This window comes from Pseudomonas sp. NPDC090755, assembly GCF_044769005.1.
Classification (GTDB): Bacteria; Pseudomonadota; Gammaproteobacteria; order Pseudomonadales; family Pseudomonadaceae; genus Aquipseudomonas.
Map to the genome: position 1 here is coordinate 250,855 of NZ_JBIVXC010000004.1, position 20,811 is coordinate 271,665.

Genomic DNA, 20,811 nt, shown 5'->3' on the forward strand with positions numbered 1-20,811 from the left:
GAGTCGTTCCTGAAGAAAGTCTTCTAAGTTGTTGTTTACAAAAATTATTTACCGACGAAATGCGCGGCACGCTTCTCGATCGAAGCGCGCAGGGCCTCGGCCCCGTCCTCGCTGCGGCCACAGAGCAAGCCGGCCGCCATTTCCGCCTGCAGCTGCTCGGCCAGGGTGCGCTGGGCGCCGTCGCGAATCAGGCGCTTGGTCTGGGCGAAGGCGAAGGTCGGGCCATTGGCCAGGCGGCCTGCCAGCTCCGCGGTGACCGCCAGCAACTGCTCGTCGGCGCAGACTTCACCCACCAGCCCGGCTGCCAGGGCCCGCTCGGCGCCCCACAGCTCGTCGAGGAACAGCAGGCGCTTGGCCTGTTCGCTGCCGATCAGGCGCGGCAGGTGCCAGCTGGCGCCGGCATCCGGGCTGTAGGCCATGCTGGTGTAGCCGGCCTTGAAGCGGGCCGAGGCGGCGGCGATGCGCAGGTCGCAGCACAGGGTGAGGTCCATGCCGGCGCCAACGGCGGTGCCGTTGATGGCGGCGATGGTGGGTTTGTCGAGGCTGTGCAGGCGCTGCATAAGGGCATGGGCGGTTTCGGTCCAGCCGTAGGTTTCCAGGGCGCCACGGGCCTCGGCCTCGGCCCACTCGGCCAGGTCCGCCCCGGCGCAGAAGCTGCGCCCGCTGCCGGTCAGCACCACCACCCGCACGGCAGGGTCGCTGTTGAAGCCTTCCAGCAGGGCATGCAGTTGCTTGAGCGCAGGGATGTCCAGGGCATTGCGCTGCTCGGGACGGTTCAGGGTGATCCAGGCGACGCCGGCTTCGACCTTGCTGAGCAGAGACGGGGATTGAGTCATGGGGGCCTCGAATTATTGTGGTAGGTGCGAGGGGTAGGACCTGGAGAGATACTAAACGAGTGTTCAACAAGGAGACAATCGGGGGTTAATGTTGCTGTAACAGATTAAGTTACCTATCTATCAATCTGTTTTTATTGATGTTTTTTCTTCTTAAACTTCCAGTATCCGAAGAGCTGTTACAACTTTGTACAACTGCCTGAAACGCATCGCGGGGCAAGCCCGCTCCTACAGGCGTCCTGTAGGAGCGGGCTTGCCCCGCGATAGCGATATCAGACCGTAGGCGCAGTAGACGCCAGCACCCCCTGACGCTTGCGATTGATGATGAAGTACGCCGCGTAACACACTGCAATGAAACCAAAACCCCAGTACAACGAAGGCCGCTGGGTCTCATCCATCGCCAGGAACACGAACAGCGAACTGCACAAGGTGATGCACAGCAGCGGCACCAGCGGGTACAGCGGCGCACGGTACTTCAGCTCGCTGAGCTTGCCGCCATCACGCAGGTAGGCGCGGCGGAACTTGTACTGGGCCAGGGCAATCACGATCCAGGTCACGGTGCCGGACATCCCGCTCACCGCCATCAGCACCATGAACAGGGTGTCGGCGGCAACGAAGCTGGTCATCAGCGACACCAGGGCAAAGCACAGGGTGATGCTCAGGGCCCGCAGCGGCACACCGCGCTTGCTCAGCGGCGACAGGCTTTTCGGTGCCATGCCGGTCTTGGACATGGCCCAGAGGATGCGGGTGGAGGCATACAGCCCCGAGTTGCCTACCGAGAGGATGGCGGTGAGGATGACGAAGTTCATCAGGTCGGCCGCATAGGGAATGCCGACCATGTCGAACACCTGCACGAACGGGCTTTCCATCAGGCCCGCCTGCTGCCAGGGCACGATGGCCGACAACACCACGATGGCCAGCACGTAGAAGATCAGCACGCGGAACACCACGTTACGCACGGCGCGGGGGATGCTCTTTTCCGGCTGGTCGGTTTCACCAGCGGCCACGCCCATGATCTCGCAGCCCTGGAAGGCATAGACCACGGTCATCATCACCGCGAACACCGCAGACAAGCCGTTGGGGAACATCGAGTCGCCGATCAGGTTGTTCATCATCGGCGCCGGTTCGCCGCTGGTCAGCGGGATGGCGCCGAAGATCACCAGCACGCCGACGATGATAAAGCCCAGGATCGCCGCCACCTTGATCCCCGAGAACCAGTACTCCGCTTCACCGAAGGCGCGGGTGGCCAGGGCGTTGAGGCTGAACAGCACCACCACGAACAGGGCCGACCAGTACCAGATCGGCACCTCCGGGAACCAGCGCACCATCAGCATGCCGGCGGCCGTGAATTCAAGACCCACGGTGGTGGCCCAGCTCATCCAGTACACCCAGCCGATCATGAAGCCGGTGGCCGGGCCGATGTATTTGGTTGCGTGGGCCTGGAACGAGCCGGACACCGGCATCTGCACCGACAGTTCACCCAGGCAGACCATCACCAGGTACATCAAAAAACCCGCCACCAGGTAGGCCAGGATCGCGCCCATGGGCCCGCCCTGGTTGATGGTCACGCCCGAGCCCATGAACAGCCCGGTACCGATCACCCCGCCCAGCGACAGCATGAAGATATGCCGGCTCTTGAGCGCACGGGTCAGGTGAATGCCTTTACGTTCGGTAGATTCGCTCATGTCGGCACCTCAACAGTGGCGCAGGTGCGAAAGGGACATGGGATACGACGGGGGAAGATCAGCTTTACGGCAGTTCATTATTATTATCTCCAATAAGCTTCGAAGACCGCGTGCAGCGCGGTTGACGTCGATTATTGGAAAGCGATGTAAGGTGCTGTTGTACGTAAAGATCGAAGATGTAAAAAGTCGTAAGATTTTTGTACGTCAGCCCTGCAGCAGCCGTTCCAGGGTCTGCCGGGCCTGCTGCACCTGCGCGTGGAGCGGTGCATTCAGGCGCTGTACGGCCAGCGGGTCGTTACTCAGCGCCGCTTCTTCCAGCCCGCGCAGCACGTTGGCCAGCCCACGAAAACCCAGGGAATCGCTGCTGCCGGCCAGGCGATGGGCCAGGTGCGCGATCTCGGTAAAGTCCATGGCCTTGAGCGCTTCACCCAGCGCCTCCTGGTGTTGCCCGATCGCCTCGTGCAACACCGCCAGCAGGCCCTGCACTTTCTGCTCGCCCAGCAAGGTGCGGTGGGTCTGCAGCAACGCCCAGTCCATGCCCGGGTCAGCCTGGGGTTGCTCGATGGAAGGTGCCTCTTGCGCCAGCGCCTGGCGCAGGCTGTCCAGCTTCAGCGGCTTGGCCAGGATCCCCTGCATGCCGGCATCCAGGTAGCTGCTCACCAGTGCCGGCTGGACACTGGCGGTCAGCGCCAGGATCCGGCTATCCCGGTTGGGGCCCGGCGTCGCGCGAATCTGCCGGCACAACTCGACACCGCTGATACCCGGCAAGTGCACGTCGAGCAGGATCAGGTCGAAGCGCCGCTGGCTGCACAGCACCCGGCCCTGTTCGGCCTCCTCGGCCAGCCACACCCGATGGCCGTCGCGCCGCAGCAGGCCGCGCACCACCTCACGGTTCAGTTCCACATCCTCGACCACCAGGATGTCCAATGCCGCAACCGGCTGTGTCCCAGGCAGCGGTGCGACGCTGTCGCCAGCGCGTTGCAAGCCGACCTCGAACCAGAAGCAACTGCCCTGCCCCTCGTGGCTTTCCAGGCCGATGCGCCCCCCCAGCTTTTCGACCAGATGCTTGCAGATCGCCAGGCCCAGCCCGGTCCCGCCGTACTGGCGGGCCACCGCCTCGCTGGCCTGGACAAAGCGATCGAAGATCCTCGCCTGCATCGCCGGGGCAATGCCGATGCCATTGTCGCTGACGCTGATACGCAGGTGCTGGCGCTCGTCCTGCTCACCCAGCACCTGGACTGCGACCTTGACCTGCCCGGCCGCGGTGAACTTGATGGCGTTGGCCAGCAGGTTGCTCAGCACCTGGCGCAAGTACTGCTCGGCGCCATGCTGACGCTCGGCCAGGTGCGGATCGATGTGGCACTCCAGGGTGCTGCCGTTGCCCAGGGCCCGGGGTTCGAGCAGGGTCATGACCTCTTCGCACAGCTGGCGCAAGGAGAAGTCCACCGGTTCCGGGCGGCTTTGGCCTTCTTCCAGGCGGGCGAAATACAGCACTTCATTAAGGATCGTCAGCAGGCCTTCGGCGGCTTTGTACAAGGCGTCCAGGCGCTTGCTGTCCTGGCCGTGGAGCCCGGCACCGCGCAGCAGCTCGGCCATGCCGAGAATACCGTTGAGCGGCGTGCGCAGTTCGTGGCTCATGGTGGCGAGAAAGCGCGACTTGGCCAGGTTCGCCGCCTCGGCATCGTCCTTGGCGCGCATCAGGCTGGCGGTGCGGCGCTCGACCATTTTCTGCAGCTCATCGCGCTTGTCCTGCAAGGCCAGGCGGTCTTCTTCACGTCGCTCGATATCGCTGAGAATCGCCCGGCGCATGTCATCCAGGGCGTTGGCCACCATGTCGATCTCGTCGGGGCGTGCCGAACGGCGCTTGCCCAGGCGCAAGGGTTCCTGCCAGTCACCGGCGCCCACCCGCCGGGCGAATTCGGCCATGACCTTGAGGTGGCGCGTCACCAGGCGATAGAACAACCCCGACAAGGCCACGGCCAGGCCGCACAGGAACACGCTCATCCACAACAGGCTGGTAAGCCCCGTGGCGAACAGGCGCCGGTGTACCGCCCCGAGGTCGATGCTCACTTCCAGCTCACCCAGATGGCGCAACGGCCCCGACGGCGGCTGGAAATCCAGGGCGAAGCGCTCGATACGCAGCGGCCCCGACGGATTGGCCTCGCCCTGCAACAGGTTGAAGTCACTGCTGTTCAGACGCACCCGGGCGACATCGGAGAAGTCCACCAGACCGCGCAGTTGCACATTGAGTTGTTCCTGGTCGAGGTCCCAGAGGCTGCGTTCCAGGCTGGCCAGGTAGCCGCCGCGGATCAGTGCCATGCGCGCGTCGATGTCGCGCATTTCGCGGCGGTACTCGAAATACAGCTGCACGCTGCTGGCCAGCACGGTGAAGCACAGGCTGAACAACAGGATGAACAGCAGCAGGCGCCGCAGCAGGCCTCCCGGGGGCAGGCGCTTCATCGGGCATCCGCCGGCAGGTTGATCATGTCGCGGTAGGTGACTTCACTTTGCTCAAGCCAACGCTCGATCTCGCCGGCATCGGTCATGCGCTGCAGCTGCTCGTCGATCTGCGCCATGCGCTGGCTCAGCTCGCTGTGGCGTGACACCGCGACGCGCAGGTAATCCACGCTCAGGGCCCTGGGCAACACCTGGATGTCCTCGGCGCCCGGCAGGCGCTCGATATACAGCTGGCCGGTGCGCCGCTCCTGGATGACGAAATCGATGCGCCCACGAATCAGCTTGCCGAAGTTCTGCTGGCTGGACGACACCCATTCGATGTTCTGGTGGCGGGCGACGAAACGATCGAACTCGGCCCCGTAGCTCTCGCCGAACAACAAGCCGCCCCGGTAACTGGCCAGGTCTTCCAGACGCTCGAATTTCACCGGACGCTGGCGATTGAAGAACACCGCGACCTCTTCGCGCAGCACCGGCACGGCGGAAAAGCGCATGCCCTGGTCGCGCTGGTCGCTGTTGTAGGCCAGCACCACATCCACCCTGCCCTCGGCGGCATCGAGCAGGCAGCGCTTCCAGTTGCCCAACACGACGATCTCCACGTCATAGCCCAGGCGCCCGAACAGCTCGCGGACCACGGTCGGTGCCAGACCGCGCACCTGCTTGCCGTCGCTCCAGGACACCGGCGGGTACACCGGGTAATCGCAATAGCGGATGCGTTCGGCCGCCTGCGCAGGCAGCATCAGCAACAGCGACAGCAGCCCGAGCAGACGGAGCATGGCCGTCAGGCCGCCACGCTGGCGGTGAACAGGTAACCTGCGCCGTGAATGGTGATGATCAACTGCGGCTCGGCCGGGTCGTCATGCAGCTTGCGCCGCAGGCGGCCGACCAGCACATCGATGGAGCGGTCGTTGGGCACCCATTCGCGGTTGCGGATCTGATCCATCAACTGGTCGCGGCTCAGGGTGTGGCCACTGTTGCGCAGGAACACGCTGAGTAGCTGGAACTCGCCATGGGTCAGCAGGGTTTCCGCGCCTTGGGAATCGATCAGCCGGCGGCGGTCGACGTCCAGCGCCCAGTCGGCAAATTGTTTCAGGGCATGGGTAGTGGCGGTTGCCGGCCGCGATGCCTGGGCGTGGCGCACGCGGCGCACCAGGTTCTTGGCCCGCGACACCAGCTCGCGGGGGTTGAGCGGTTTGATCACATAGTCATCGGCGCCACATTCCAGGCCAACGATGCGGTCGATGTCGTCGTTGCGACCGGTGATGAGGATGATGCCGACCTCCGAGCGCACCCGCAGCTCGCGGGTCAGGGTCAGGCCGTCCTTGCCCGGCAGGCGGATGTCGAGCATCACCAGGTCGACGCTGTGGCTGGCCAGGAACTGCTCGGCCTGCTCGGCGGTGTCGGCGCAGTGGACGTCGTAGCCTTCCTGGGACAGGTAGGCGTGCAGCAAGTCGCGAATAAGCGGATCGTCATCGACGATCAGTACCCGAGGCGTCATTGCGTGTTGTCTCTTATAGGAATTGTTCTAGACCTGCGTCAGCAGCCTAACCCTTGTTGAACAACCGATCAACAGCCCTCGATCAGGGTGAAGCGCCGCCGCCCGCCGGCCTGCAGGCCGTCGACCCAGGCTTCGCAGATCTGAATGCCCTGCTCCGGGGTGAAGGTACCGGGGTTGAGTCCCGACTCCAGCCACAGGCCATCGAGCAAGGCGCTCAGGCTGATGGCCGCAAGGTCGGCATCGAATGCCTGCCAGCCCTCGTCGACGGCGAGCTCGCGCAGCAGCCGGCCCAGTTCGTTGCGGTATTCGCCGTAGGAGTGATCGTGCACCTGGTTGATCGCCTCGGCGGTCTTCACCGCGCCCCAGAAGGCCAGCCAGGCGTCGAGCAGTTGCGGGTCGAGCAGTTCGGCGCAGAACGAGGCGCGAAAGAACGCCGAGAGCCGTTCGCGGGCAGTGGGCGCAGCCTGGGCCATGGCCTCGCGGATCAGGCCCATGACCCGCCCGGTGACCGCCATGTAGGCCTCGGCCACCAATTCGTCCTTGCCCGAATAGTGATGGCTGATCAGCCCCACCGAGACGCCCGCCTCGGCACAAATCTTGCGGATCGAGGCGCCCTGGAAGCCATGGCGTTTCAGGCACACCAGGGTCGCCTCGACCAGGTTGGCCTTGCGCAGTTCCGGGACCATACGGCTGTAACGGGCTTCCTGGGTCATGGGCGGTTCTCGAACAGTGGCATCGGCAAAGTTGAACGACTGTACAACAAGGCCGGACCGTCGCGATAGCCGTACAGGTTTTACGACCGCTACGCGGCCGATCGCAGCCTGGTGGCAGCGGCTACACCGGGCCAGTCATGTCGGGCTCGATTGGTGTAGCCGCTGCCGAGGAACGAGGCTGCGATCGACTGCGCAGCAGTCGCCAGCGAGGGTCAGTCGCGGTAGTCCGGCGCCACCCGGTCCAGCAACCGCAGCAAGGCCGCCCAGGCCAGTTGCATGCCGTCCGGATCGCTCAACTCCCCGGCCTTCAACGGTCGCGCCGGCTCGTTGAACTGGCGTTCGGTGTGGGCGCAGATGGCCTCCTGCGGCAACAGGATCTCCCCTGCCGCCTGCGCCGCCAACTGGATCTCGCAGGCCTTTTCCAGGTAGTACATGCGCAGGAACGCCTGGCTGACCGTCTCGCCAACCGTCAACAGGCCATGGTTGCGCAGCATCAGCACCGGCTTGTCGCCCAGGTCGCCGACCAGGCGCCGCTGCTCATCCAGGTCCAGGGCAATGCCTTCGTAGTCGTGGTAGGCGACCTTGCCGTAGAACTCCATGGAAATCTGGTTGACCGGCAGCAAGCCGCACTTGAGCGCGGCCACGGCACAGCCGGCCTTGGTGTGGGTGTGCAACACGCATTGGGCATCCTCGCGGGCGCCATGGATGGCACTGTGGATGACAAAGCCCGCCGGGTTCACCGGATACCGCGACGCCTCCACGGCACGCCCCTGCAGGTCGATCTTGACCAGGTTGGAAGCGGTGATCTCATCGAACATCAGGCCGTAGGGGTTGATCAGGAAGTGATGCTCGGGCCCGGGAATGCGCACCGAGATGTGGGTGAAGATCAGGTCGGTCATGCGAAAGTGCGCGATCAACCGATAGCAGGCGGCCAGTTCCTGGCGCAGGCGGATTTCCGTTTCAGTCGGGTTCATGGATTGTTGTTCTCAGGCTAAGGGCTGGGCTGACAATAGGGCTGGACATCGATCGATGTCCAGCCACCGCGGGTTACTTGCTGGCCCAGGCGTTGAAGCGCTCTTCCAGTTCATCACCGTGATCGACCCAGAACTCGACGTTCATCGACAAGGCGCCTTCAAGGTTCTCCTTGGAGGTCGGCACCCAGCTGGCCAGGGCCGGGTCCAGTTGCGCCGCTGCCTGGGTGTTGGTCGGGCCGTAAGGAATGGTCTTCACATAACGCACCTGGGTGTCCGGCTGGTTGGCGTAGGCGATCAGGCGCTTGGCCTGGTCGACATGCCTGGACCCTTTGATGATCGCCCAGTAGTCCATGCCGTACAGGCTTTGCGGCCAGACCAGGGCCAGGGAACTGCCCTGCTGCGCGGCCACCGCCACCCGGCCGCTGTAGGTGGAAGTCATCACCACATCACCGGCGCTGAGCCACTGCGGCGGTTGCGCACCGGCTTCCCACCACTGGATATAGGGCTTGAGTTCGGTCAGTTTGGCGAAGGCGCGGTCCACCCCCTGGGGCGTTGCCAGCACCTTGTAGACGTCCTGGACCTTGACCCCGTCGGCCATCAGGGCGAATTCCAGGTTGTATACCGCGCGCTTGCGCAGGCCGCGCTTGCCGGGGGTCTTCTTCACATCCCAGAAATCGGCCCAGGAGGTCGGCGCCTGGGCCAGTTTGTTGCGGTCGTAGGCAATGGCCACGCTCCACACCAGGGCGGCAGAGCCACAGGCCTGGGCGGCCTCGGGAATCAATTGTTCGGCATGGCCCAGGCGCGTCCAGTCCAGCGGCTCGTACATGCCTTCGTCGCAGCCGCGCATCAGGTCCGGGCCTTCGATCTGCACCAGGTCCCAGTCGACGTTGCCGGTGTCGACCATCACCTTGATACGGGCCATTTCACCGTTGTATTCGCTCTGGATCAACTTACTGCCGTCCTGGGCACTGAAAGGCTGGAAGATCGCCGCATCCTGGGCTTTCTGACCGGCGCCGCCGTAGGCGACCACCACCATGTCCGGTGCTGCCTGGGCGCTGCCGAGCGCCAGGGCCAGCAACCAGGGAGTGCGTTTGAGCAGGTTCGATGTCATCGATGGTTCCTCATGCTGGTACCACGCCGGGCGTGGTCCGTTTTCTTGTTGTGCGAGGTGTGCCCCAGGACGCGGGGTGATTCGAACGCTAGTCAAAGCCAAGTAAAAAAACAAGTTGATTTTTTACTGGCGGTACACTTCTATAGAAAAATAATAACAACACCCCCGCTGGAGCCTGCACAGCATGTCGACCTTCACGCACCTGTTCGCACCGCTGGAAATTCGCGGCAAGCGTCTGAAAAACCGCATCATGTCCAGTGGGCACGACACCTCGATTCCCACCGACAACCTGGTCAACGAGCGCCTGATCGCCTACCACAAGGCCCGTGCCGAAGGCGGTGTCGGCCTGATCGTGCTGCAGGTGGCCGGGGTGCACGACAGTGCCCGCTACACCTCCCATGTGTTGATGGCCACCGACGATGCCTGCATCGAGGGCTACCGTCGGCTGGCCGAGACCTGCCATGCCCATGGCACCGTGGTGCTGTCGCAGATCTTCCACCCGGGGCGCGAGATCATGGAGTCCAGCGATGGCTTGCTGGCCGTGGCCTACTCGGCCTCGGCGGTGCCCAACGAGCGCTTCCGGGTCATGCCGCGGGCGCTGGACCAGGACATGATCGACGAGATCGTCCAGGGCTACGCCGATGCCGCCCGGCGCCTGCACCAGGCCGGCATCGATGGCGTCGAGGTGGTCGCCAGCCATGGTTACCTGCCGGCGCAATTCATCAATCCGCGCGTGAACCGCCGCACCGACGGTTACAACGGCGAGCTGGAGCAGCGCCTGCGCTTTGTGCGTGAGGTGATCGCTGCTGTGCGCGCCACCACTTCGCCCGACTTCATCGTCGGCCTGCGCATCAGTGCCGACGAGCGCGATGCCGAAGGCCTGACCGAGGGCGAATCCCTGGCCGCCGTGCAGGCCCTGCAGGGGTCGCTGGATTACGTGCACATCGTCGCCGGCACCTCCGCCTCGCTTGGCGGTGCCATCCATATCGTCCCGCCGATGGCCATCGAGGCCGCCTACCTGGCCCGCGAAGCCGGGACCTTCAAGGCCAGCCTGTCGATCCCGCTGTTCGTCACCGGACGCATCAACCAGCCCCAGGAAGCCGAGCTGATCCTCGCCCGTGGCCAGGCCGATGTCTGCGGCATGACCCGCGCCCTGATCTGCGACCCGCAGATGCCGAGCAAGACCGACAGCGGCCGGGTCGAAGACGTGCGCGCCTGCATCGCCTGCAACCAGGCGTGCATCGGCCACTTCCACCGGGGCCTGCCGATCTCTTGTATCCAGCACCCGGAAACCGGTCGTGAACAACAATTCGGCCAGTTGCAACCGGCCACCTCGCGTAAACGCATCATGATCGCCGGCGGTGGCCCGGCCGGTATGAAGGCCGCGGCGGTGGCGGCGGCCCGTGGGCATCAGGTGACCTTGTATGAAGCCAGCGCGCAACTGGGCGGCCAGGTGCAACTGGCGCAACTGCTGCCCCGGCGCGCCGAGTTCGGCGGGGCCAGCACCAACCTGCAGCGCGAGATGCAACTGGCCGGGGTCGAGGTGGTGCGCAACACCCGGGTCGATCGCGCCCTGGTCGAGCGTGAACAGCCGGACCTGGTGATCGTCGCCACCGGCGCCGAACCCTACTGGCCGGCCTTCGAGCGCGGTGGCGAGCTGCAAGTGGTGGACGCCTGGCAGGTACTGCGCGATGAGGTCAGCCTCGGCCGCTCGGTGCTGGTGGTCGACTGGCGCTGCGACTGGATCGGCCCGGGCATCGCCGAGCGCCTGGTACGCGCCGGGCACCAGGTGCAACTGGCGGTCAACGGCACCCATTGCGGCGAGAGCCTGCCCCTGTACGTGCGTGACCAGATGGCCGGCGAGCTGCACAAGCTCGGCATCCCGATCACCCCCTATGCCCGTCTCTATGGCTGCGACGACAACACCGTGTACCTGCAACACACCGCCAGCGGCGAGCCGATGATCTTCGAAGACATCGACACCCTGGTGCTGTGCCAGGGGCATCAGCCGGTGGACAGCCTCGCGCACGAGCTGCGCGGTGTGGTCGAGGTCAAGCGCATCGGCGACTGCCTGGCCCCACGCACGGTCGAAGAAGCTGTCTACGACGGATTGAAGGTCGCCTGGACCCTGTGAGGCTGTTTATACTCCGGCGTTTTGACCCTGCGGTTCGGAGCACGCCATGAGCAACAGCAGCAAGACGCCGCCCGCGGCGAGCCAGGAAGGCGCCGCCGCCCCGCAGTTTCTCGGCACCCGTATTCGCGGCCTGCGCAAGCGCCGGGGCATGACCCTGGCCGAGCTTGCGCAGCAGAGCGAACTGACTGCCGGCTACATCAGCCAGCTGGAACGCAACCTCTCCTACCCTTCGATCCCGGCGCTGTTCAACATCGCCCGCAGCCTGGGCGTGACCATCCAGTGGTTCTTCGCCAGCGAGGCCAACACCGACCCTGACGACAACGGCTATGTGGTCCGCAAGCACAGCCGCCTGAGTGTTCACTACGAAGACGGCATCGTCGACCAGTTGCTCACCCCACAGCCCAACCGCCAGCTGGAAATCCTTCACTCGCGCTTTCCACCGGGCACCTACAGCCAGGAGAGCTACAGCCACGAAGGCGAAGAAGCCGGCTACCTGCTGGCCGGCAGCTTCGAGCTGTGGGTGGGCGAGCGGTATTTCCAGCTCAGCGAAGGCGACAGCTTCAGTTTCTCAAGCCAGGAGCCGCACCGTTACGGCAACCCTGGCGAGGTGGATGCCGTGGTCATCTGGGTGATCACGCCACCGACCTTCTGACCCTGCGACAACAACAATAAAAGGCACTTCATGAACGACCTGATCACCCGCGAGCTGGACAAGGGCCTGCTGACCCTGACCTTCAACCGTCCCGACAAGCTCAACGCCCTGAACAATGCCATGTACAGCCAGTTGGGCGACCTGCTGCTGGCCGCCACCGATGACCCGCAGGTCGAGGTGATCCTCATGACCGGCGGCGCGCAGTGCTTCAGTGCCGGCAACGACCTCAAGGATTTTCTCGACAACCCGCCCAGCGACATGGACAGCCCGGTGTTCCGCCTGATGCGGGTGGTCATGGACCTGGACAAGCCCTTGATCGCCGCCGTTTCCGGTGCAGCCATCGGCATCGGCACCACCCTGCTGCTGCACTGCGACCAGGTGTTGGTCAGCCGCACGGCCAAGCTGCGCATGCCGTTCGTGCCCCTGGGCCTTTGCCCGGAATTCGGTTCCAGCCTGCTGCTGCCGCGCCTGCTCGGCCATGCCCGCGCCGCACGGTTGTTGCTGTGCAATGAGTTGCTCACCGGTGAGCAGGCCGTCGAGTGGGGGTTGGCCAACGAACTGCACGACGATGGCGAGCAATGCCTGGCCGCCGCCCGGCAACTGGCGGCGCGCCTGCAAGCCTTGCCGCAGGAGGCGCTGCGGGTCAGCAAGCGGTTGCTCAAGGATGCCCATCGGGCAGAGCTGCAAGCCACGGTTCAGCGTGAGGGGCTGCTGTTCATCGAACGGCTGCATACCCCCCAGGCCAAAGCGGCGTTGCGGGCGTTGGTCAAGGATTGAGTCCGGGCCCCAGCTCCCACAAAGGCAGTTGCGCCCACAGAAACCGCTACCAGGTCAGCACCGCCCCCAGCGCCAGGGTGTCGGTGTCCTCGTTCTGCGCATCGCCCTCATGCCCGTCGATCTCGAACTGGTTGTACTCGGCCACCAGCTTGAGGTTGTCGTTGATGTCGTGGAACAGGGCAACCCCACGGGTCTGATAATCGGCCCCGGTGTTAACCGCACCGTTGCCATCATCCTTGGTCTTGCCATAGGACAGCGCCAGGCGGTTCTGGCCGAAACGGTAGGAGCCCTGCACCAGGTAACCGGTGCTGTCCACCTCGCGCAGGGTCGCTTCGCCGGCATTGTTGGTAAAGAACGGGTTGATGCCCTTGGCCGTGAAGCCGGAGCCTGCCAGCGACCAGCCGCCCATTTTCGCCTGCACGCCGTAGCCAACCCCTTTTGAGGTCACCGCGTCGACGCGGCTGTCGGTGTTGTCCGACGTCTGGTAGCTGCCGTTGACCCAGCTGTAGATCTGCGCGCCACCCAGGTCGAACTGGTAGGTGATCTCGCTCTCGGTGCGCGGGTTCTCCTGGTAGGCCTTGCCCACCGCACTGTCGTCGTTGGTGTCGACCGGGTCCATGATCCCCACGGCCACGCGCAAGCCCTCCATCACCGGTGTGCGGTAGGTGATCTGCGAGGTGGGGAACGGGTACGGGTAGCCGCTGCCGATGTTGCCGAACGACACCCCGCCACCATCGACCAGGCCCAGGGTGTCGCTGACCTGACCGTAGCCGGCGAGCAGTTCGTCGAGCAGGATGTTGGAGCGGGCGAACAGCCCGAAGTCCTTGCCGATCAGCACTTCACCCCATTCGGGGTTGGCCACGGTGCCGTAGAACTGGCGCACGTCGATGGCCGTGTCGGTGCCGTTGGTTTCGCTGTCGTTGATGGTCACCCAGAACGAAGCGCGTGCGCCCAGTTTCAGTGGGTCGGCCTGGCGGGTCATGTTGAAACCCAGGGTGTTGGGCAGAAAGCCCATCTTCACCCGCGACTGGCGACGGTCGTACTGCTCGCCGGCGCGATCGATGTCGCTGTTGACGTAGAAGGCGTTGATATAGCCGTCGGTGGAAAAGGTGGTCTGGTCCTTGTCATAGAGCATGATGTCGGCCCAGGCCAGGGAACCGAGGCTCATGACCCCAAGGCCAGTGAGCAGGGGCAGGATACGGTGGTTGTTATTGTTATGCATGACGCTCTCCGCGATCAGGGGGAACCGATGTCGGAGGCGATTATCGAAAGCCATGCCACAGGGCCATACGCTGCCTTGGCGGCAGCAAGCCCCTGCTTTGGGCCGGGCGTGTGGGGGCCTGACGGACGGAACTACTCCCTTGTCCGCCAGGGTCACAAGGCTAAAGTGTCAGTCGACGATCCAGAAGGCGCGCCCGCCGTGCAAAAATGCAGATTCAAACTGCAGTTTTATCGATTGTACTGGGCAAATTTGCACTGCTAGGATCCCCCGATCCTCTAGCGCTTATCCAGATCGTGATAATTCACGTGGAAAATCAATAACAAAGCAGGGAGACAGCGATGACCGCGCACGCGCAACCGCCCATCGAGGCGACCATTCTGGCCGAGGTCCGTAACCATATCGGGCACTTGACCCTCAACCGCCCCGCCGGCCTCAACGCACTGACCCTGGACATGGTCCGCCGCCTGCAGCAGCAACTCGATACCTGGACCACCGACCCAGAGGTCAAGGCCGTGGTCTTGCGGGGCGCCGGTCCGAAGGGCTTCTGCGCCGGCGGCGATATCCGCTCGCTGTACGACAGCTACAAGGCCGGCGACAGCCTGCACCGGGATTTCTTCGTCGAGGAATACGCCCTCGACCTGTGCATCCACCGCTACGGAAAACCCGTCCTGGCACTGATGGACGGCTTTACCCTGGGCGGCGGCATGGGCCTGGCCCAGGGCGCCGAACTGCGCGTGGTGACCGAGCGCAGCCGCCTGGCCATGCCGGAAGTGGGCATCGGCTACTTCCCCGACGTGGGCGGCAGCTACTTCCTCTCGCGCATTCCCGGTGAACTGGGGACCTACCTTGGCGTCAGCGGCGTGCAGATCCAGGCGGCCGATGCACTGTACTGCGGCCTGGCCGACTGGTACCTGGACAGCAGCAAGCTGACGCTGCTGGACGAGCGCCTCGATACCCTGAAGTTTGGCGATCACCCGCTCAAGGACCTGCAAGGCGTGCTGGCCAAACTCGGCACCCAGACCCTGGACGACGCCCCGCTGGCCAGGTTGCGCCCGGCCATCGACCACTTCTTTGCCCTGCCCGACGCCAGCAGTATCGTTGAACAACTGCGGGCCGTGACCGTGGCCGACAGCCACGAATGGGCGCTGCAAACCGCCGACCTGCTGGAGACCCGCTCGCCGCTGGCCATGGCCGTGACCCTGGAGATGCTGCGCCGCGGCCGTCACCTGAGCCTGGAAGACTGCTTCGCGATGGAACTGCACCTGGACCGGCAGTGGTTCGACCATGGCGACCTGATCGAGGGCGTGCGCGCACTGATCATCGACAAGGACAAGAAGCCGCGCTGGAGCCTGGCCTCCCTCGCCGACCTGAACCGCTCGCGCGTCGACCAATTCTTCGAAGGCCTTTAAGGGCTGGAGTACGCAGATGCAAGACCTTGAACTGACAGAAGAACAGATCATGATCCGCGACATGGCCCGGGATTTTGCCCGCGGCGAGATCGCGCCCCATGCCCAGGCCTGGGAAAAGGCCGGCTGGATCGACAACGACGTGGTCAGGAAGATGGGCGAGCTCGGTTTGCTGGGCATGGTGGTGCCCGAGCAATGGGGCGGCAGCTACACCGACTATGTCGCCTATGCCCTGGCCGTGGAAGAAATCGCCGCGGGCGACGGCGCCACCGGCGCGCTGATGAGCATCCACAACTCGGTGGGCTGCGGCCCCCTGCTCGCCTACGGCAACGCCGAACAGCAGCAGACCTGGCTGCAGCCGCTGGCCAGCGGCGAGGTGATCGGCTGCTTCTGCCTGACCGAACCGCAAGCCGGCTCCGAAGCGCACAACCTGCGCACCCGCGCCGAGCTGCAGGGCGATCACTGGGTCATCAACGGCGCCAAGCAGTTCGTCAGCAACGCCCGTCGCGCGGGCCTGGCCATCGTCTTCGCGGTCACCGACCCGACGCTCGGCAAGAAAGGCCTCTCGGCCTTCCTGGTGCCCACCGACAATGAAGGTTTCGTGGTCGACCGCAGCGAACACAAGATGGGAATCCGAGCCTCCGACACGTGCGCTGTGACCTTGAACAACTGCCGCGTACCGGCCGCCAATATGCTCGGCGAGCGCGGCAAGGGCCTGGCCATCGCCCTGTCCAACCTCGAAGGCGGACGCATCGGCATCGCCGCCCAGGCCCTGGGCATCGCCCGGGCCGCGTTCGAGGCGGCATTGGCCTACTCCCGGGACCGCATCCAGTTCGGCAAGCCGATCAACGAGCACCAGAGCATCGCCAACCTGCTGGCCGACATGCAGGTGCAGATCAATGCCGCACGCCTGCTGATCCTGCATGCCGCACGCCTGCGCAGCGCCGGCAAGCCGTGCCTGAGCGAGGCGTCACAGGCCAAGCTGTTTGCCTCGGAGATGGCCGAGCGGGTGTGTTCCAAGGCGATCCAGGTGCATGGTGGCTACGGCTACCTGGAAGACTATCCGGTGGAGCGCTACTACCGTGATGCGCGGATCACCCAGATCTACGAAGGCTCCAGCGAGATCCAGCGCATGCTGATTGCCCGGGAGCTCAAGCACTACGCCTTGTGACAGGGTACGGGGCCGCTTTGCGGCCCATCGCTGGCGATGCCAGCTCCCACCGATCGTGTGGGAGCCGGCGATCTATTCGGTGACATGCACGCTGTCCAGGTAACTGCGCACGGCCCAGAGCGCTTCCTGGCTCAGATAATCCGCCATCTTCGGCATGTACACCCGGCCATCGCGCACCGCGCCGTTGCGCACCCGCTCGACAAACCATTCATCACCGGCAGCGCCTTCATCGAGCAGCCGCAGGTCCGGGGCAATGCCGCCCGATTTGGCCTCAAGCCCATGACACGCCGCGCAGTTCTGGTTGTAGGCCGACGCGCCAATCGCCACCGCCTCGTCGTGGTCCTTGCTGTTGCGGTAGGGGTTTTCCGTACGCCACGCTTCTCCGAGTTTCTCAAGATTGCCGATGTTGACCGCCGTCGGTGTGACGTTGCCATGGGCGAACACCCCTGCACTGCTCATCAGGCTGCCGGCCACGATCAGGCTCAACCAGGCGTTTTTTGCTGTTGTCATTGTTCTGCCCTCGACTGCTGTTTGCACGCGAACCCCTCTCGGCTGAAAGGTTGTCCGACAGCTTAGGCGGGCACAGGTCCTGCCCCCATGCTGCTTTGGAGGTCGCGTTCTACTCCCTTGGTCGTAGGGCTTGTGGAGCAGTGCCAAATCAGGGGCCGTTTGGGAAGTTTTCCCGCCATGAGCGGGAGTTTTTCCGTATCAAGCAGGGCGCTGGCGTTCCAGGCTAGACAGGCCAAAACCTTCACTGGGAACTCCAACCATGACAATAAGATCGTTACCCACCGCCCGCTCGCCGCTGTCTGCCGCCGTGCACGCCGTCCTGCTGTTCGGCACGCTGGCCCTGGGCACCCCAGCCTTGGCCCAGCCGGTCAGCTGGGAGGACATCGCCGACGACCACAAGAGCACCGGCAACGTGCTGCAGTACGGCATGGGCACCAACGCCCAGCGCTGGAGCCCGCTGGCCCAGGTCAACGACAAGAACGTGTTCAAGCTGACCCCGGCCTGGTCCTACTCCTTCGGCGATGAGAAGCAGCGCGGCCAGGAGTCCCAGGCCATCGTCAACGACGGGGTGATCTACGTCACCGGTTCCTACTCGCGGGTGTTCGCCCTCGATGCCAAGACAGGCAAGCGCCTGTGGACCTACACCCACCGCCTGCCCGACAACATCCGCCCCTGCTGTGACGTGGTCAACCGCGGGGCGGCGATCTATGGCGACAAGATCTACTTCGGCACCCTCGATGCCCAGGTGGTCGCCCTGAACAAGGACACCGGCAAGGTGGTGTGGAAGAAGAAGTTCGGCGACCACGGCGCCGGCTACACCATGACCGGTGCCCCGACCCTGATCAAGGACCAGAAGAGCGGCAAGGTACTGTTGATCCACGGCAGCTCCGGCGATGAATTCGGCGTGGTCGGCCAGCTGTTCGCCCGCGATCCGCAGACCGGTGACGAGGTGTGGATGCGCCCCTTCGTCGAGGGCCACATGGGTCGCCTGAACGGCAAGGACAGCACCCCCACGGGTGACGTCAAGGCGCCGTCCTGGCCGGATGACCCAAGCACCGAAACCGGTAAGGTCCAGGCCTGGAGCCATGGCGGCGGCGCGCCCTGGCAAAGCGCAAGCTTCGATGCCGAAACCAACACCATTATCGTCGGCGCCGGTAACCCGGGCCCCTGGAACACCTGGGCGCGCACCGCCAAGGATGGCAACCCGCACGACTACGACAGCCTGTACACCTCCGGCCAGGTCGGCGTCGACCCGAGCACCGGTGAAGTGAAATGGTTCTACCAGCACACCCCCAACGATGCCTGGGACTTCTCCGGCAACAACGAGCTGGTGCTGTTCGACTACAAGGACAAGGACGGCAAGCAGTACAAGGCCACCGCCCACGCCGACCGCAACGGCTTCTTCTACGTGGTCGACCGCACCAACGGCAAGCTCAAGAACGCCTTCCCGTTCGCCGACAACATCACCTGGGCCAGCCACATCGACCTCAAGACCGGGCGTCCGGTCGAGAACCCGGGCCAGCGTCCGGCCAAGCCTGAGCCGGGCCAGACCAAAGGCAAGCCAGTGGAAGTCTCGCCGCCGTTCCTCGGTGGCAAGAACTGGAACCCCATGGCCTACAGCCAGGACACCGGGCTGTTCTACGTGCCGTCGAACCAGTGGAAAGAGGAATACTGGACCGAGGAGGTCAACTACAAGAAAGGGTCGGCCTACCTGGGCATGGGCTTTCGCATCAAGCGCATGTACGAAGATCACGTAGGCTCCCTGCGGGCCATGGACCCGAGCACCGGCAAGATGGTCTGGGAGCACAAGGAGAAACTGCCGCTGTGGGCCGGCGTGCTGGCGACCAAGGGCAACCTGGTGTTCACCGGTACCGGCGATGGCTACTTCAAGGCCTTCAACGCCAAGACCGGCGAAGAGCTGTGGAAATTCCAGACCGGCAGCGGCATCGTCTCGCCGCCCATCACCTGGGAACAGGGCGGTGAGCAGTACATCGGTGTCACCGTCGGCTACGGCGGCGCGGTACCGCTGTGGGGGGGCGACATGGCCGAGCTGACCAAACCGGTGGCCCAGGGTGGTTCGTTCTGGGTGTTCAAGATCCCGGCCTGGGACACCAAGACCGCCCAGCGCTGAGTCCGATCGCCGGCGCTGCCGGCTCCCACAGGGTCATTGCGATCCCTGTGGGCGCTGGCAACGCCAGCGATAGCCCTCTGACTGACCCAGGAGACCGCCATGAACTACCTCCCCCTGCTACTCGCCGCCGCCCTGCCCTGCGCCTTCGCCAGCGACGACGCGCCACTGACCGTCAACGGTTGCCTGATCGCCCAGGAAAGCCAGTGCCCCAACGCCGACCTGCGCGGCGCCGACCTGAGCAACCAGGACCTGCGCAAGATCAACCTGGCCGGTGCCGACCTGCGCGGAGCCAACCTGCGCCACGCCCGCCTGGACCTGGCCAACCTTGAAAAGGCCAACCTGCAGGGCGCCAACCTGACCCGCGCCAGTCTGCAGCAAAGCAACCTGCGCCTGGCCAACCTGCAGGGTGCGACCCTGATCGCCGTACAAGGCTGGGGCCTGTTTGGCCAGGGCGCCAACTTCAGCGACGCCAACCTCGGCGCCGCCTACCTTGAGTTCGCCCGCCTCTCCGGCGCACGCCTGCACAACAGCAACCTGCAGGCCGCCGACCTGGAAATGACCTGGCTGAGCAAGGCCGACCTCAAGGGCGCCAACCTCGCCGATGCCAACCTGCAGGAGGCCAAGCTGGGTGAAAGCAACCTGGAAGGCGCCGACCTGCGCGGCAGCCGCCAGCACTACGCCAACTTCCAGGACAGCAACATGGAAGGCTGCCGGGGCTGCCCCGACAGCTGGAACTAAGCGACCCGCTTGAGCAGGCCGGTCTCGATGGCCAGGTGCACCATCTCGGCCTGGGAGCCGACCTGCAGCTTGCTCTTGAGCAGGGTCAGGTAGTTGGACACGGTCTTGCTGCTCAGGCACAGCTGCTGGGCGATCAGGCGGCTGGAGCTGCCCTTGGCCAGCATGCGCAAGATCTCGACTTCCCGTTGGGTCAGCCCCTGCAAACGGGCGTGGCTGCCCGGCACCTGCAATGCCAGCTCGGTGGCCAGGGACTGCTCGATATAAGCATGACCACTCAACACCCGACGCACCGCTTCAAGCAATACGCCAGGCTCGACAGCCTTGGACAGAAAGCCACAGGCACCGGCATCCAGTACCTGGCGCACCAGCCCCAGCTCCCGGTGCTCACTGAAGAACAGCACCCGCAGTTGCGGCAGGCGCAGGCGCAGGCGGCGGAGGGTTTCCAGGCCGCTGATGCCCGGCAATTCGTAGTCCATGATCACCAGTCCCGGTACCTGCTCGGCGACGTTGAGCAACGCCTCTTCGCCGCTGCCCGCCTGGACGATGGCCAGGCCTTCGAGGCCCTGCTCCAGCACCCGGGCCAAACCCAGGCGCAGCATCGGATGATCGTCGACCAGCAAAATGGCCATGGCGGCGCTCCTTGGGTCAGCTGTGCGCAATCTGCCCCATGCTAGATCGCGGCTATCCCCTGCGGCCTACTACTTTGGTACTGTTTCAGTTGTCGATGGTCGCATTTCCAAAGCGCTGTGACTGGCCTGTAATGAAGGGGTGCAGCGACAACCACAACAATAAGGTGCAAAGC

The 20,811-nt window shown here is 64.5% G+C and carries 18 protein-coding genes; 7 read left to right on the plus strand and 11 right to left on the minus strand.

All coding sequences use genetic code 11. The features are described 5' to 3' along the window. Positions 1-44: 44 nt before the first annotated feature. The 8 genes from ACIQUS_RS09480 to ACIQUS_RS09515 form a co-directional block, all read right to left on the minus strand. A complete protein-coding gene (locus tag ACIQUS_RS09480; protein ID WP_403045929.1) occupies positions 45-836 on the minus strand; it encodes an enoyl-CoA hydratase/isomerase family protein in 792 nt (263 codons plus the stop codon). Between the two features lie 269 nt (positions 837-1,105). Then, positions 1,106-2,518: an amino acid permease gene (locus tag ACIQUS_RS09485; RefSeq protein ID WP_403045932.1), complete on the minus strand. Its 1,413-nt coding sequence runs from the start codon at positions 2,516-2,518 to the stop codon at positions 1,106-1,108. Positions 2,519-2,722: 204 nt separating this feature from the next. Next, positions 2,723-4,978, minus strand: a complete 2,256-nt coding sequence (locus ACIQUS_RS09490; RefSeq protein WP_403045935.1) for an ATP-binding protein — start codon at positions 4,976-4,978, stop codon at positions 2,723-2,725. Continuing rightward, positions 4,975-5,748, minus strand: a complete 774-nt coding sequence (locus ACIQUS_RS09495) for a substrate-binding periplasmic protein (protein WP_403045937.1) — start codon at positions 5,746-5,748, stop codon at positions 4,975-4,977. Before ACIQUS_RS09495 ends, ACIQUS_RS09490 begins: the two co-directional genes overlap by 4 nt. Positions 5,749-5,753: 5 nt before the next feature. After that, positions 5,754-6,470 (minus strand): response regulator, encoded by a 717-nt coding sequence (locus ACIQUS_RS09500; RefSeq protein WP_403045940.1) that lies wholly within the window; start codon positions 6,468-6,470, stop codon positions 5,754-5,756. Positions 6,471-6,538: 68 nt separating this feature from the next. Continuing rightward, on the minus strand, positions 6,539-7,183 hold the full coding sequence (locus ACIQUS_RS09505; protein ID WP_403045943.1) for a TetR family transcriptional regulator C-terminal domain-containing protein: 645 nt from the start codon (positions 7,181-7,183) through the stop codon (positions 6,539-6,541). Positions 7,184-7,395: 212 nt separating this feature from the next. After that, a complete protein-coding gene (locus ACIQUS_RS09510) occupies positions 7,396-8,157 on the minus strand; it encodes a class II aldolase/adducin family protein (RefSeq protein ID WP_403045945.1) in 762 nt (253 codons plus the stop codon). 73 nt (positions 8,158-8,230) lie between these two features. Beyond that, a complete protein-coding gene (locus ACIQUS_RS09515; RefSeq protein ID WP_403045948.1) occupies positions 8,231-9,268 on the minus strand; it encodes an ABC transporter substrate-binding protein in 1,038 nt (345 codons plus the stop codon). 184 nt (positions 9,269-9,452) lie between these two features. Between ACIQUS_RS09515 and ACIQUS_RS09520 the strand changes: the two genes are divergently transcribed. From ACIQUS_RS09520 to ACIQUS_RS09530, 3 genes are read left to right on the plus strand one after another with little or no spacing between them, the layout of a single operon-like run. Continuing rightward, a complete protein-coding gene (locus tag ACIQUS_RS09520) occupies positions 9,453-11,402 on the plus strand; it encodes an FAD-dependent oxidoreductase (RefSeq protein ID WP_403045950.1) in 1,950 nt (649 codons plus the stop codon). 46 nt (positions 11,403-11,448) lie between these two features. Continuing rightward, complete coding sequence (locus ACIQUS_RS09525) at positions 11,449-12,054, plus strand: cupin domain-containing protein (protein WP_403045952.1); 606 nt, start codon at positions 11,449-11,451, stop codon at positions 12,052-12,054. 30 nt (positions 12,055-12,084) lie between these two features. Next, complete coding sequence (locus tag ACIQUS_RS09530; RefSeq protein WP_403045954.1) at positions 12,085-12,831, plus strand: enoyl-CoA hydratase; 747 nt, start codon at positions 12,085-12,087, stop codon at positions 12,829-12,831. A gap of 46 nt (positions 12,832-12,877) precedes the next feature. Here the strand turns inward: ACIQUS_RS09530 and ACIQUS_RS09535 are convergent, their stop codons facing one another. Then, positions 12,878-14,053 carry a porin gene (locus ACIQUS_RS09535; protein ID WP_403045957.1) on the minus strand — a complete coding sequence of 392 codons (1,176 nt, stop codon included), beginning with the start codon at positions 14,051-14,053 and terminating at the stop codon, positions 12,878-12,880. A 338-nt stretch (positions 14,054-14,391) separates the two neighbouring features. On the opposite strand from ACIQUS_RS09535, the gene ACIQUS_RS09540 reads away from it, so the two are divergent. Then, positions 14,392-15,462: an enoyl-CoA hydratase/isomerase family protein gene (locus ACIQUS_RS09540; protein ID WP_403045960.1), complete on the plus strand. Its 1,071-nt coding sequence runs from the start codon at positions 14,392-14,394 to the stop codon at positions 15,460-15,462. A gap of 16 nt (positions 15,463-15,478) precedes the next feature. Beyond that, positions 15,479-16,630, plus strand: coding sequence for an acyl-CoA dehydrogenase family protein (locus ACIQUS_RS09545; protein ID WP_403045962.1), 1,152 nt, complete (start codon positions 15,479-15,481; stop codon positions 16,628-16,630). Positions 16,631-16,702: 72 nt separating this feature from the next. Here ACIQUS_RS09545 and pedF read toward each other — a convergent pair whose 3' ends face one another. Continuing rightward, positions 16,703-17,140, minus strand: a complete 438-nt coding sequence (pedF, locus tag ACIQUS_RS09550) for a cytochrome c-550 PedF (RefSeq protein ID WP_403045965.1) — start codon at positions 17,138-17,140, stop codon at positions 16,703-16,705. A gap of 259 nt (positions 17,141-17,399) precedes the next feature. Here pedF and exaA point away from each other — a divergent pair, with 259 nt between their 5' ends. Both exaA and ACIQUS_RS09560 read left to right on the plus strand, forming a co-directional pair. After that, positions 17,400-19,271 (plus strand): quinoprotein ethanol dehydrogenase, encoded by a 1,872-nt coding sequence (gene exaA, locus ACIQUS_RS09555; RefSeq protein WP_403045968.1) that lies wholly within the window; start codon positions 17,400-17,402, stop codon positions 19,269-19,271. A 99-nt stretch (positions 19,272-19,370) separates the two neighbouring features. Beyond that, a complete protein-coding gene (locus ACIQUS_RS09560; protein WP_403045970.1) occupies positions 19,371-20,009 on the plus strand; it encodes a pentapeptide repeat-containing protein in 639 nt (212 codons plus the stop codon). Here the strand turns inward: ACIQUS_RS09560 and ACIQUS_RS09565 are convergent. Beyond that, a complete protein-coding gene (locus ACIQUS_RS09565; protein WP_403045973.1) occupies positions 20,006-20,638 on the minus strand; it encodes a response regulator in 633 nt (210 codons plus the stop codon). The genes ACIQUS_RS09560 and ACIQUS_RS09565 overlap by 4 nt on opposite strands. Between the last annotated feature and the right edge of the window lie 173 nt (positions 20,639-20,811).